Consider the following 12,392-nt stretch of genomic DNA (forward strand, 5'->3'; position numbering starts at 1 on the left):
GACACATCCCGGCTCCCACCACAACAAGGAGTGGACAAGTTAGATGAAGAAATCCACCATCGCCACGGCGGCGGTCAGCGCCGCGCTGGCACTGGGTCTGGCGGCCTGCGGTGGCCCGACCCAGACCCAGACGGGCGGCACCGGTCAGCAGACCGGCGGCCAGGCCGCGGCCCAGGACGCCTTCAACGCCGCCAACAGCGGCAAGGTCTTCAACCCCTCCACCAAGAAGGGCGGCACCCTCAAGTTCGCCAACTCCGGTGACTGGGACTCCCTCGACCCGGCCAACACCTACTACGGCTACGCCTGGAACTTCGGCCGGCTGTACTACCGGACGCTGACCGTCTACAAGACGGCCCCCGGCGCCGAGGGCAACGAGGTGGTCCCCGACCTCGCCGAGAGCCTCGGCAAGCCGAGCGACGGCGGCAAGACCTACACCTACACGCTCAAGCAGGGCCTGAAGTTCGAGGACGGCACGCCGATCACCTCCAAGGACGTGGCCTACGGCGTGATGCGCTCCTTCGACAAGGAGACCTTCCCCAACGGCCCGACCTACCTCAATGACCTGCTGGACTGGCCGAAGGACTACAAGGGCCCCTACAAGACGCCCGACATGGACGTCAGCTCGGCCATCGAGACGCCGGACGACCGCACGATCGTCTTCCACTTCAAGCAGCCGTTCGCCAGCGTTGACTACCTGATGCAGATGTCGCCGACGGCGCCCGTGCCCAAGGCCAAGGACACCGGCACCAAGTACCGCGAGCACGTCATCTCCTCGGGCCCGTACATGTTCGAGGGCGAGGCCCCGGCGGGCAAGAACTTCGCGCTGGTGCGCAACCCGCACTGGGACCCGGCCACCGACCCCAACCGGCCGGCGCTGCCCGACCGCATCGAGGTCTCCGTCAACGTCGAGGCCAACGACCTGGACAACCGTCTCATCAACGGCGACATCCACATCGACATCGCCGGCAGCGGCATGCAGCCGGCCTCGCTCAGCAAGGTGCTGACCGACCCGGCGCTGAAGGCCCGCACGGACAACCCGACGCTGTCGCGCCTGTGGTACGTGTCGATCCCGACCACGGTCAAGCCGCTGGACAACATCGAGTGCCGCAAGGCGGTCATGTACGCGGCCGACCTGACCGGCTACCAGACCGCCTACGGCGGCCCGGTCAACGGCGGCGACATCGCCACCAACCTGCTGCCGCCCACGATCCCCGGCCACAAGAAGATCGAGCTGTACCAGACGCCGGGCTACAAGGGCGATGTGGAGAAGGCCAAGCAGCACCTGCAGGCCTGCGGCCAGCCCAACGGTTTCGAGACCAACATCGCCTACCGCGCCGAGCGGCCCAAGGAGAAGGCGACCGCCGAGTCGCTGCAGCAGTCGCTGGCCCGCGTCGGCATCAAGCTGACGCTCAAGCCGTACCCGCAGGGCGAGTACTTCGCCCAGTACGCCGGCAACCCCAAGTTCGTCAGGGAGAACAACATCGGCCTGGCGGTCAACGGCTGGGGCTCTGACTGGAACGACGGCTACGGCTTCCTGCAGCAGATCGTCGACAGCCGCGTCATCCGCGAGACCGGCGGCTCCTCCAACATCTCCGTCCGCATCCCGGATGTGGACAAGCTGCTGGACCAGGCCGCCAGCGAGACCGACGCGGCCAAGCGTGAGGCGATCTGGTCGCAGATCGACCAGCGCGTGATGGAGGAGGCCGTCGTCCTGCCGGGCGTGTGGGCCAAGTCCCTGCTCATGCGCGGCAAGGGCCTGACCAACGTCTTCATCAGCGACTCGCAGCAGATGTACGACTACGTCGCCCTCGGCGTGGCCCAGCCGTAAGTCTCCCGGTAATCACGATAGGCAGGTGAAGGCGAGCGGGGCCGGCCCGACCGGCCGGCCCCGGAGCCGAGAACTGTGATCACATTCATCATTCGGCGCCTTCTGGCATCCGTGCTGATGCTCGTGATTGTCAGCATGGTGACGTTCGCGATCTTCTTCCTCGTTCCGCGGCTCGTGGGCGCCACCCCTGAGACGATCGCCACCCGATACGTCGGCCGCACCGCCACCGCCGAGACGGTCAAGGACGTCGCCAGCAAACTCGGCTTCTACGACCCCTTCATCGTCCAGTACGGCCGCTTCCTCAAGGGCGTGGTGGCCGGCGCCGACTACAGCACCGGCCCGTCCGTTGAGTACTGCGCGCCGCCCTGCTTCGGCTACTCCTTCCTCACCCAGCGGCCGGTGTGGCCGGAGATCCTCGACCGCTTCCCCGTCACCTTCTCCCTGGCGATCGGCGCGGCCCTCATCTGGCTGCTGTCCGGAGTCGCGGTCGGGGTGCTGTCGGCCCTGCGAAAAGGGTCCCTGTTCGACCGCGCGGCCATGGGCGTGGCCCTGGCCGGCGTCTCGCTGCCGATCTTCTGGACCGGCCTGATGTCGCTGGTCATCTTCAGCTACGGCCTGCACATCACCGCCCCCGGCGGCAGCTACGTCCCGATCAACGTCAACCCCGGCCAGTGGGCCTACAGCCTGCTGCTGCCGTGGATCACGCTGGCGCTGCTGTTCGCCGCCGGTTACGCGCGGCTCACCAGAGCGGGCATGCTGGAGACGATGAACGAGGACTACATCCGCACCGCCCGCGCCAAGGGCCTGCGCGAGCGGGTCGTGGTCACCAAGCACGGCCTGCGCGGCGCCCTCACCCCCATCGTCACCATCTTCGGCCTGGACCTGGGCCTGCTGCTCGGCGGCGCCGTGCTGACCGAGACCGCGTTCTCCCTGCCCGGCCTGGGCCGCTACGCCATCCAGGCCATCACCGACAACGACCTGCCCAAGGTCATGGGCGTCACCATGGTGGCCGCCTTCTTCGTGGTGATGGCGAACCTGATCGTCGACGTCCTGTACGCGGTCGTCGACCCGAGGGTGAGGCTCGGATGAGTTTCCTTGAGGTCAAGGATCTGCGGATCCACTTCCCGACCGACGACGGCCTGGTCAAGTCCGTCGACGGGCTGTCGTTCTCCCTGGAGCGCGGCAAGACGCTCGGCATCGTCGGCGAGTCCGGCTCCGGCAAGAGCGTCACCAGCCTGGGCATCCTGGGCCTGCACAAGGGCGGCAACGCCCGCATCGGCGGCGAGATCTGGCTGGACGGCGAGGAGCTCGTCGGCGCCTCCGCCGAGCACGTGCGCGGGCTGCGCGGCAAGAAGATGGCGATGATCTTCCAGGATCCGCTGTCGGCCATGCACCCCTACTACACGGTCGGCGACCAGATCATCGAGGCCTACCGGATCCACCACGACGTCACCAAGAAGGTCGCCCGCAAGCATGCCATCGACATGCTCGCCCGGGTCGGCATCCCCCAGCCCGACAGGCGCGTGGACGACTACCCCCACCAGTTCTCCGGCGGCATGCGCCAGCGCGCCATGATCGCCATGGCGCTGTCGTGCGACCCCGAGCTGCTGATCGCCGACGAGCCCACCACCGCCCTGGACGTGACGGTCCAGGCCCAGATCCTCGACCTGATGCGTGACCTGCAGCGCGAGTTCAACTCCGCGCTCATCATCATCACCCACGACCTGGGCGTGGTGGCCGAGCTGTCGGACGACATCCTGGTCATGTACGCCGGCAAGTGCGTGGAGTACGGCACGGCCCAGGACATCTTCTACCGGCCCGAGCACCCCTACACCTGGGGCCTGCTGGGCTCCATGCCGCGCCTGGACCGCGAGCCCACCGAACGGCTGCTGCCCATCAAGGGCTCGCCCCCGTCCCTGATCAACGTTCCGCCCGGCTGCGCGTTCCACCCCCGCTGCCCCTACCTCGACCGCACCGACGGCAAGGGCGACACCGTCGTGCCCGAGCTGGTGCCCACCGAGCGCGGTCACCTCGTGCGCTGCCACATGCCCGCCGAGGAGCGGCGGAGCCTGTGGGAAAACGAGATCAAGCCAGCCCTGGAGACCCAGTGAACCCTCAAGAGCCGCTCCTTTCCGTCACGGACCTGCAAAAGCACTTCCCGGTGACCAAGGGCCTGTTCAAGAGGCAGGTCGGCGCCGTGAAGGCGGTCGACGGCATCAGCTTCGAGGTCTTCAAGGGCGAGACGCTGGGCCTGGTGGGCGAGTCGGGCTGCGGCAAGTCCACCACCGGCCGCCTGGTCACCCGGCTGCTGGAGCCCACCGGCGGCAAGATCGTCTTCGAGGGGCAGGACATCACCCACATGTCGCAGAGCAGGCTGCGCCCGCTCCGCCGCGACATGCAGATGATCTTCCAGGACCCCTACTCCTCCCTCAACCCCCGCCACACGGTCGGCGCCATCGTCGGCGCGCCCTTCCGCATCCAGGGCATCAAGACCGAGCAGGGGATCAAGAAGGAGGTCCAGGACATCCTCGCGATGGTCGGCCTCAACCCGGAGCACTACAACCGCTACCCGCACGAGTTCTCCGGCGGCCAGCGCCAGCGCATCGGCATCGCCCGCACGCTCGCGCTCAAGCCCAAGCTGATCATCGCCGACGAGCCGGTGTCCGCCCTGGACGTCTCCATCCAGGCCCAGGTCGTCAACCTGCTGGAGGACCTGCAGAACGAGCTGGACCTCACCTACGTGGTCATCGCGCACGACCTGTCGGTGGTGCGGCACATCAGCGACCGCGTCGCGGTCATGTACCTCGGCAAGATCGTCGAGATCGGCGACCGCAAGTCGCTGTACAGCTCGCCGATGCACCCCTACACCAACGCGCTGCTGTCGGCGGTGCCCATCCCCGACCCGGCCGCCCGCACCGAACGCGAGCGCATCCGCCTGGTCGGCGACGTCCCCTCGCCGCTCAACCCGCCGCCGGCCTGCCGCTTCCACACCCGCTGCTGGAAGGCCCAGGAGATCTGCAAGACGGTCGAGCCCCCGCTGGAGGAGCTGGCCAGCGGCCACCGGGTGGCCTGCCACTTCCCGGAGAACACCCCGGCGGTGCCCGCCCCCGCCGGCGACGCCGTCACCGCCTGACCGCCTTCTCGCCCTTTCGGCCGGCGTACGGCGCAGCCGCCCGCCCGGGCACCTCCCGGGCGGGCGGTGACGCCTGCCGTACGGCAGGCCCGGGCGGGACGCGGCGCCTTTTCCGGTCCCAGGCGCCTTTCCGGTCCCGGACGGCTTTCCGGTCACGGCGGCCCGGACCCCCGGGCGGTGCGCGAGGGGGCGGCTGGTAGCGTGACCTCCGGACAAGTCCCAGGTGGAGGCCCGATGACAGCCGATCGCCCCTCGCCGCGGCGCGAGCGCCTCAGCGCGGAGGAGGCCCTCCGGATCGCCGGCGGCGCGCCCGGCAGCACCGGCTTCTTCTTCGACTTCGACGGCGTCCTCGCGCCCATCCAGGCCGACCCCGCCGCCGTGCGGCCCACCCCCGGCGTGGTCGAACGGCTCGCGGACCTGGTCCGGCTCACCGCGAGGGTCGGGGTCATCTCGGCCCGCCCGGTGTCCTTCCTGCGCGACCGCCTCGGCGGCGTCCCCGGCCTGTCGCTCTACGGCCTCTACGGCCTGGAGAGCGCCCGGAACGGCGCCGAGATCGCCGTCGACCCCGAGGCCGAGCCCTGGATCCCGGCCGTCCGCCAGGCCGTCGACCGCGCCCACCGCGAGCTGCCCTCCGACGTCCTCGTGGAGGACAAGCACCTGGCCGTCGCCCTCCACTACCGGACCGCCCCCCACCACGCCCGCGAGGTCGCCGGCTGGGCGGCCGCCGTGACCGCCGAGCTCGGCCTGGCCGTCCAGGAGGGCCGCATGGTCGTGGAGCTCAAGCCCCCGGTCGCCCGCGACAAGGGCACCACCATCCGCCGCGAGATCGGCGACCTGGACGGCGCCTGGTACTTCGGCGACGACGTGTCCGACGCCCGCGCCTTCCAGGCGCTGGCCGACCGGGAGGCCGAGCGGCGCGGCTTCGTCGGCGTGCGGGTGGCCGTGGCCAACGACGAGACGGGCCAGGCGCTGAAGGACCTGGCCGACTTCGTCCTGGACTCCCCGGCGGCCACCCCGGCCTTCCTCGGCGACGTCGTCGCCCGCCTCACCTGAGCCGCCACGCAGGCGACGGCTACGGCAGCGCCCCCGGCGTGATCAGGCCGGTCTCGTAGGCCAGCACCACCGCCTGGACCCGGTCGCGCAGCCCCAGCTTGGTCAGCACGTTGCCGACGTGGGTCTTCACCGTGGTCTCGCTCACCACGAGCTTGGCCGCGATCTCGGCGTTGGACATGCCGCGCGCGATCAGCCGCAGCACCTCCAGCTCCCGCTCGGTGAGCCGCTCCAGCCGGGCGGGGGTGGCCTGCTCGTGGGCGGGCGGCAGCTTGGCGGCGAACCTGTCCAGCAGCCGCCGCGTCACGCTCGGCGCGACGATGGCGTCCCCGGCGGCCACCACGCGGATCGCCTGCACCAGCTCGTCGGGCGGCACGTCCTTGAGCAGGAAGCCCGACGCCCCGGCGCGCAACGCCTCCACGATGTACTCGTCCAGGTCGAACGTCGTGAGCACCAGCACCTTCGGCACGTGCGGCCCGGCCGCGCCCTCGCGCACGATGCGCCTGGTGGCCTCGATGCCGTCGATGCCGGGCATGCGGATGTCCATGAGCACCACGTCCGGCAGCAGCGCCCTGGTCTGGTCCAGCGCGTCCTTGCCGTCGCCGGCCTGGCCGACCACCGTGATGTCGGACTCGGCCTCGAGGATGAGCCGGAACCCGGTGCGCAGCAACGGCTGGTCGTCCACCAGCAGCACCCTGATCGTCATGCGGTCATGCTCCGCCCTCCGCGCGCCCAGACGGCCGCAACGGGAACCTCGCCTGGATCTCGAAACCGCCGCCCGGTCGCGGCCCGACGCTCAGAATTCCACCATAGAGAGCGACGCGCTCGCGAATGCCGACCAGGCCGTGCCCGCCGCCCTCGACCTCGCCGTTGCGGGCGCCCCTGCCGTCGTCCAGGACGGCGACCTCCAGCTCGGCGGGCGCATGCCGTACCGTCACCGTGGCCTGCGCGCCCGCGCCCGCGTGCCGCAGGGTGTTGGTCAGGCCCTCCTGGATGAGCCGGTAGGCGGCCAGGTCCACCCCGGCGGGCAGCGGGACGGGATCGCCTTCGACCTCCAGCCGCGTGGGCAGCCCGGCCTCCCGCATCTGCTCCACCAGCGTCGGCAGGGCGTCCATGCCCGGCTGGGGGCCGCGCTCGGCGGGGGTGCGCAGCAGGCCGACCAGCTCGCGCATCTCGCGCATGGCGATCCTGCCGGTGGTCTCGATCGCCGTGAGGGCCTCGCGGGCCTGCTCGGGGTCCTCGGCGAGCACGCGGCGGGCGGCGGCGGCCTGGACGGTCATGACGCTGACGTGGTGGGCGACGACGTCGTGCAGCTCGCGGGCGATGCGGGAGCGCTCCTCGGCACGGGCGGCGCGCGTGTCGGCCTCCCGGGCGGCCTCCAGGCGGGCGGCGCGCTCCTGCAGCTCGCGCAGGTAGGCGCGGCGCAGCCGGGCGGCGCGGCCCGCCGCCCACATGGCCAGCAGCAGGACGACCCACACCAGGGCGCCGTTCCAGGTGACGGGCAGCGGCCACAGCGTCACCGTGGCGAGCGTGGCCAGCAGGGCGCAGGCCAGCCCGAGCAGCGCCACGGCCAGGCCCCGGCCGCCGGCCACCGAGTAGGCCAGCACCAGCCCCGCGGCGCCGGGGAAGCCCCACAGGTAGCCCAGCACCGCCAGCACGAGATGGGGCACCGTCGAGGCGCACAGCGCCGCCAGCGGCCACCTGCGGCGCGCCGCCACGGGCAGGCAGCCGAGCCCCACGAGGACAGCGCCCAGGACGTCCGGCCCCCGGACGCCCGCCGTGCCCTGCCAGGCCCCGGCCGCGACCGGGTCGGTCAGCCAGAACGCGGCGACCGAGGCGGCCGCCACCATCGCGGCCAGCACCGAGTCGAGGAGCAGGGCCCGGCGGTTGCGCACGCCTTCACTGTAGGCGCAGGTGGAAGGGCTGCTCCTCCTCCCGTGGGAGGATCCGGCCGTCGGCCGTTCCGGGGGGTGCGCGCCCGTGCTCGGCGGCGCCGGAGGTCAGCGGGACGCCCGGCTCACAGCTCGTCGGTCGCGGAGCGCCGGTTGCTGCGCAGCGTGTCGCCCGGCTGGCGGTCGGGCACGGGCGGGGGAGTGCCGCCGAACTCGGGGCACAGCGCCTGGTGGTCGCACCAGTCGCACAGGCGGGAGGGCCGGGCCCGCCACTCGCCCGACTCCAGCGCCCGCTGGATGGCCTGCCACAGCGCCTGCACCTTCCGCTCGGTGGCCCGCAGGTCGGCCTCGTCGGGCGCATAGCGCAGCACCTCGCCCTGCCCGCCCAGGTAGACCAGCTGCAGCAGCCGCGGCACCCGCCCGTGGAGCCGCCACAGCACCAGCGCGTAGAACTTCATCTGGAACAGCGCCTTGGCCTCGAACTCCGGCCCCGGCGCGCTGCCGGTCTTGTAGTCGACCACGCGCACCTCGCCCGTGGGCGCCACATCCAGCCGGTCGACGTAGCCGCGCAGCAGCAGCCCGCTGTCGAGCACCGCCTCCACATACAGCTCCCGCTCGGCCGGCTCCAGCCGGGTGGGGTCCTCCAGCGTGAAGTAGCGCTCCAGCATGGCGCGCGCCTCGGCCAGCCAGGCGGCCTGGTCCTCCTCGCCGGCGAACATCTCCGCCAGCGCGGGATCCTCCTCCATCAGCCTGCGCCACTGCGGCTCCACCAGCTCCAGGGCCGCCCGCACCGAGCGGGCCGGGGCCGGCAGGTCGAACAGCCGCTCCAGCACCGCGTGGACCAGCGTGCCGCGCACCGCGGCCGGGGACGGCTTCTCCGGCAGCTGGTCGATGACGCGGAAGCGGTACAGCAGCGGACACGTCATGAAGTCGCCCGCCCGCGAGGGGGAGAGGGCTCCGATGATCACGGGCTCGGTCAACGTCATGCTCCGCACTGTAGGCCAGGACCCCGACAGATTCGCCCCCCGATCCCCGGCGCGCCATCGGGTCCGCCCGCCGGGGCGCGTAGCATCGAGGCAACAGCGGCCCCGACGATCAGATGGAGTTGGTGACAGCCGGTGAGCGAGCAGAGCCAGCGGCAGGAGTTCTCCGGTATTCCCATGGGCAGGCCCTTCGGCATTCCAATCTACGTCTCCTGGACCTGGTTCATCGTCGCCGCCGTCATCACCGTGTGGTTCGCCGAGGACTTCCGTGTCTGGGCGCCGCACCTGAGCGTGGTCGGGTCCTACCTGGTCGCCTTCGCCTTCGCGGTCCTGCTGTATGTGTCGGTCCTGCTGCACGAGCTGGCCCACAGCGTGGCGGCCAAGCTGTACGGCCTGCGCGTGCGCCGCATCACCCTCTACCTGCTGGGCGGGGTGTCGGAGATCGAGAGCGAGCCCAGGTCGCCGGGCCGGGAGTTCGTCATCGCGGCCGTGGGCCCCCTGCTGTCGCTCGGCCTGGCCGGGATCGGCTTCGTGGCCGACGCGGCCGTGTTCGACGGCGGCGGCATCGCCGAGCTGCTGGTGCGCCAGCTGTGGCTGGCCAACCTCATCGTCGGCGTGTTCAACCTGCTGCCCGGGCTGCCCCTGGACGGCGGGCGCATGCTCCGCGCCGGGGTGTGGAAGGTCAGCGGCGACCCCGCAGCCGGCACGACGGCGGCCGCCTGGGTGGGCAGGGCGCTGGCGGTGGTGCTGGTGGTGGGCCCGTTCGCGCTGTCCACGATGAGCGGCCAGCCGCTGGACATGCGGTTCGTGTGGTCGCTGATCCTCGGCGCCTTCATCTGGATGGGCGCCGGCCAGGCGCTGCGCGTGGCCCGCGTGCGGGCCCGCATCCCGCAGGTCAACGCCCGCGCTCTGGCGCGCAGGGCGATCCCGGTGACCGCCGACGTGCCGCTGTCGGAGGCGCTGCGGCGGGCGGCCGAGCAGCGCGCGGGCGCCGTCGTCGTGGTCGACCACGAGGGCCGCCCGATCGCCATCCTCAACGAGGCGGCCGTCGAGGCCACCCCCGAGCACCGCCGCCCGTGGGTGAGCGCCGGCTCGCTGGCCCGCACGCTGGAGCCGTCCATGGTGCTGGCCGCCGACCTGGCCGGCGAGCCGCTGCTGGAGGCCATGCGCCAGGCGCCCTCGGCCGAGTACCTGCTGGTGGAGCACGGCGGGGAGGTCTACGGCGTGCTGTCCACCTCCGACGTCAACCGCGTCTTCACCGGCGTGTGACGGCCGGGGCGGGCCTTTGGGATCGTGGCGGGGATCATGGCGGGACCGCGTCTGCGATCAAGCCCCTACCGGCGCGCTGACCATTGCCGATAGGGTTGTCGCGGGTCCTTGGGGTTCACCGAAACGAGACCGTCCGTGGGCGTCACGTGACCTGCGGTTTGGGTATGCGTAAGGCTGTGGTCCGCGGGACCTGGTTGCCGTGGTGTGCCGCGGCGGGTGCTGTTGCGGGGAGGAGACTTCAGTGACCGACCAGGGCTTCGGGGTGGTGCGACCGCTCCCGGGCAACGGGCTGGTCGCCCACATGGGTGGCCTGCTGCTGGTGTGCGACGCGACCGAGGCGGCAGGCGAGGAGCTGCTCCAGGCGCTGCGCGAGACGGCCGCCTCCGGCGGCGACGGCAGGGCGCTGGCCCGCCGCGCCGCGCAGGTCCTGGCACGCTCGATGACCGGCGACCCCGCGACCTGCGCGGTGGCCGGCCCCGGCGGCGAGGGCACGGTGGCCGTGCTGGTCAGCGGCGCGGCCTCGGCCCTGGTCCGCACCGGCGACGGCGAGCAGCGCCTGTCCGGCAGCGACGCGCTCACCTGGACCGACCGGCTCATCAAGGGGCCGGTGCTGCGCGTGGAGCTGAGCCTGCCCGGCGCCGGTCCCGCCCATCCGGCCGTCCGGCTGGACGGCGGCGTGGTCGTCGGCGGCGGTGTGGTGCTCGACCTCACCGAGCAGGGGCCGGGCCTGCCGGTCCCGCCGCCGCCCGCGCCTTCCCGGCCGCTGACCGCCGAGCTGCCCAACACCGCCTACCACGTCGAGCCCGACCTGCTGCCGCCGCGCGAGAGCCGCCCGGAGCCGCAGGCGCCCGGGCCGATGTCCGGCCCCCAGCTCGCCGGGCCGCCGTTCCCCGGCGCCGAACGGCAGGAGCAGCCGCCCCCCGACCGGCCGCCGGTGCAGATGGCGCCCTACCCCCTGCAGGGCCCCTCCCAGCCGCAGGAGGTGCCGCCGCCCCCGCCGGAGCGGCAGCCGCCCTCCGGCCCGGCCGTCCCGGGGCCGCCCTCCGGGCCGATGCCGCCCCAGGGCCCGCCGTCGGGCCCCGTGCCGCAGCAGGGCCCCCCGCCGGGCCCGATGCACGGCGCCCCGCCGTTCGAGGAGCCGCGCGAGGCCACCGCTCCCGAGGCTCCCCAGCCCCAGCCGCAGGAGGAGCCGCAGGGCGAGGGCCCGCCCCTGGTCTACGGCGTGGACTGCAAGAACGACCACTTCAACGACCCGCGGCTGCCGTACTGCGCGATCTGCGGGGTGGCGCTGGTGCAGCGCACCCTGGTGCCCTACAAGGCCCCGCGGCCGCAGCTGGGCACGCTGGTGCTCGACGACGGGACCGCGTTGCCGCTCGACGGCGACTACCTGCTCGGGCGCGACCCGGAGCGGGCGCCGGAGGTCTCCGGCGGCGCCGCCCGGCCGGCCAAGGTCACCAGCCCCGACGGGTCGGTGTCGCGGCGGCACCTGCGGGTGGCGCTCGACGGCTGGGACGTCAACCTCGTCGACCTGGGCTCGGTCAACGGCACGCAGATCCAGCCGCCCAACGACCCCAACTTCTACGACATCCCGCCGAACGAGCCGGTGACCATCACCCCGGGCACCACGGTGCGGATCGGCGTGTCGCGGACCATGCGGTTCGAGCCGCGCAGGGGCTGACAGGCTTCGGCGGAGCCTCAGCGGAAGGCCTGGACGCCGCGCAGCATCCGCACGGCGGCCTCCAGGCCCCTGGCCGCCTCCAGCGCCCGCCCGGCGGCGGTGGCGAAGCGGCCCAGCAGGTGCTCGTCGGCGTCGTCGAAGCTCCGCCCGGCCGCCCACACGTACGCCTGCTCGAAGGTGGCCAGCGGCACGGGCACGGCCAGGAAGCCCGGCTCGCCCGCCGCCGCGTCGCCCGCCAGCCGGATCGGGCCGCGCCCGGCCGCCAGCACCTTCAGCACGCTCGAGTCGCGCAGCCAGGCGCGGATCCGCAGCGGGTCGCCGGGCGGCACGTGCACCCGCACGGGCCGGGCCAGCTCCTGCCGCACGTCGACCTCCACCAGCCCCGCGCAGCCGGTCCCGGCCACGGCCGCGGCGGTCAGGGCCAGCCGGTCGAGCACCTCCTCGGCGTCCACCCGGGAGAAGACGACGATGAGCTCCCGCAAGGCAGACGGCACGGTTCGTGTGGTCACGGGCGATCCTCTCGGCGCACGCCGGTTGATCACGAAAACGTCATGGGCGG

Annotated in this window: 11 protein-coding genes; 7 read left to right on the plus strand and 4 right to left on the minus strand. The window is 72.6% G+C overall.

All coding sequences use genetic code 11. From position 1 onward, the window contains the following. The first annotated feature begins 43 nt into the window (after positions 1-43). The 5 genes from BSB02_RS09440 to otsB all read left to right on the plus strand — a co-directional run bounded on the left by BSB02_RS09440 (position 44) and on the right by otsB (position 6,014). Complete coding sequence (locus tag BSB02_RS09440; RefSeq protein ID WP_084958326.1) at positions 44-1,828, plus strand: ABC transporter substrate-binding protein; 1,785 nt, start codon at positions 44-46, stop codon at positions 1,826-1,828. 75 nt (positions 1,829-1,903) lie between these two features. Continuing rightward, complete coding sequence (locus BSB02_RS09445; protein WP_084958327.1) at positions 1,904-2,917, plus strand: ABC transporter permease; 1,014 nt, start codon at positions 1,904-1,906, stop codon at positions 2,915-2,917. Then, on the plus strand, positions 2,914-3,939 hold the full coding sequence (locus BSB02_RS09450; RefSeq protein ID WP_084958328.1) for an ABC transporter ATP-binding protein: 1,026 nt from the start codon (positions 2,914-2,916) through the stop codon (positions 3,937-3,939). Before BSB02_RS09445 ends, BSB02_RS09450 begins: the two co-directional genes overlap by 4 nt. After that, positions 3,936-4,961 (plus strand): ABC transporter ATP-binding protein, encoded by a 1,026-nt coding sequence (locus BSB02_RS09455; protein WP_143590413.1) that lies wholly within the window; start codon positions 3,936-3,938, stop codon positions 4,959-4,961. Before BSB02_RS09450 ends, BSB02_RS09455 begins: the two co-directional genes overlap by 4 nt. A gap of 234 nt (positions 4,962-5,195) precedes the next feature. Beyond that, positions 5,196-6,014 carry a trehalose-phosphatase gene (otsB, locus tag BSB02_RS09460; protein WP_084958330.1) on the plus strand — a complete coding sequence of 273 codons (819 nt, stop codon included), beginning with the start codon at positions 5,196-5,198 and terminating at the stop codon, positions 6,012-6,014. A gap of 19 nt (positions 6,015-6,033) precedes the next feature. On the opposite strand, the gene BSB02_RS09465 is transcribed toward otsB, so the two are convergent. The 3 genes from BSB02_RS09465 to BSB02_RS09475 all read right to left on the minus strand — a co-directional run bounded on the left by BSB02_RS09465 (position 6,034) and on the right by BSB02_RS09475 (position 8,889). Next, on the minus strand, positions 6,034-6,717 hold the full coding sequence (locus BSB02_RS09465) for a response regulator (RefSeq protein ID WP_084958331.1): 684 nt from the start codon (positions 6,715-6,717) through the stop codon (positions 6,034-6,036). Between the two features lie 4 nt (positions 6,718-6,721). Then, a complete protein-coding gene (locus BSB02_RS09470) occupies positions 6,722-7,906 on the minus strand; it encodes a sensor histidine kinase (RefSeq protein WP_084958332.1) in 1,185 nt (394 codons plus the stop codon). 122 nt (positions 7,907-8,028) lie between these two features. After that, on the minus strand, positions 8,029-8,889 hold the full coding sequence (locus BSB02_RS09475; protein ID WP_084958333.1) for a RecB family exonuclease: 861 nt from the start codon (positions 8,887-8,889) through the stop codon (positions 8,029-8,031). A gap of 132 nt (positions 8,890-9,021) precedes the next feature. On the opposite strand from BSB02_RS09475, the gene BSB02_RS09480 reads away from it, so the two are divergent. After that, on the plus strand, positions 9,022-10,155 hold the full coding sequence (locus BSB02_RS09480; protein WP_338064333.1) for a site-2 protease family protein: 1,134 nt from the start codon (positions 9,022-9,024) through the stop codon (positions 10,153-10,155). Between the two features lie 241 nt (positions 10,156-10,396). Continuing rightward, positions 10,397-11,833: an FHA domain-containing protein gene (locus BSB02_RS09485; RefSeq protein WP_084958335.1), complete on the plus strand. Its 1,437-nt coding sequence runs from the start codon at positions 10,397-10,399 to the stop codon at positions 11,831-11,833. A gap of 17 nt (positions 11,834-11,850) precedes the next feature. Here BSB02_RS09485 and BSB02_RS09490 read toward each other — a convergent pair whose 3' ends face one another. Next, on the minus strand, positions 11,851-12,342 hold the full coding sequence (locus tag BSB02_RS09490; protein ID WP_143590415.1) for a hypothetical protein: 492 nt from the start codon (positions 12,340-12,342) through the stop codon (positions 11,851-11,853). Positions 12,343-12,392 lie beyond the last annotated feature (50 nt).

This window comes from Thermoactinospora rubra, from assembly GCF_002093975.1.
In the GTDB taxonomy this organism is placed as follows: Bacteria; Actinomycetota; Actinomycetes; order Streptosporangiales; family Streptosporangiaceae; genus Nonomuraea; species Nonomuraea rubra_A.

Coding starts and splice junctions, on each gene's coding strand:
- otsB (WP_084958330.1), top strand. CDS start 5,196: ATGACAGCCGATCGCCCCTCGCCGCGGCGCGAGCGCCTCAGCGCGGAG.
- BSB02_RS09465 (WP_084958331.1), bottom strand. CDS start 6,717: ATGACGATCAGGGTGCTGCTGGTGGACGACCAGCCGTTGCTGCGCACC.
- BSB02_RS09440 (WP_084958326.1), top strand. CDS start 44: ATGAAGAAATCCACCATCGCCACGGCGGCGGTCAGCGCCGCGCTGGCA.
- BSB02_RS09450 (WP_084958328.1), top strand. CDS start 2,914: ATGAGTTTCCTTGAGGTCAAGGATCTGCGGATCCACTTCCCGACCGAC.
- BSB02_RS09475 (WP_084958333.1), bottom strand. CDS start 8,889: ATGACGTTGACCGAGCCCGTGATCATCGGAGCCCTCTCCCCCTCGCGG.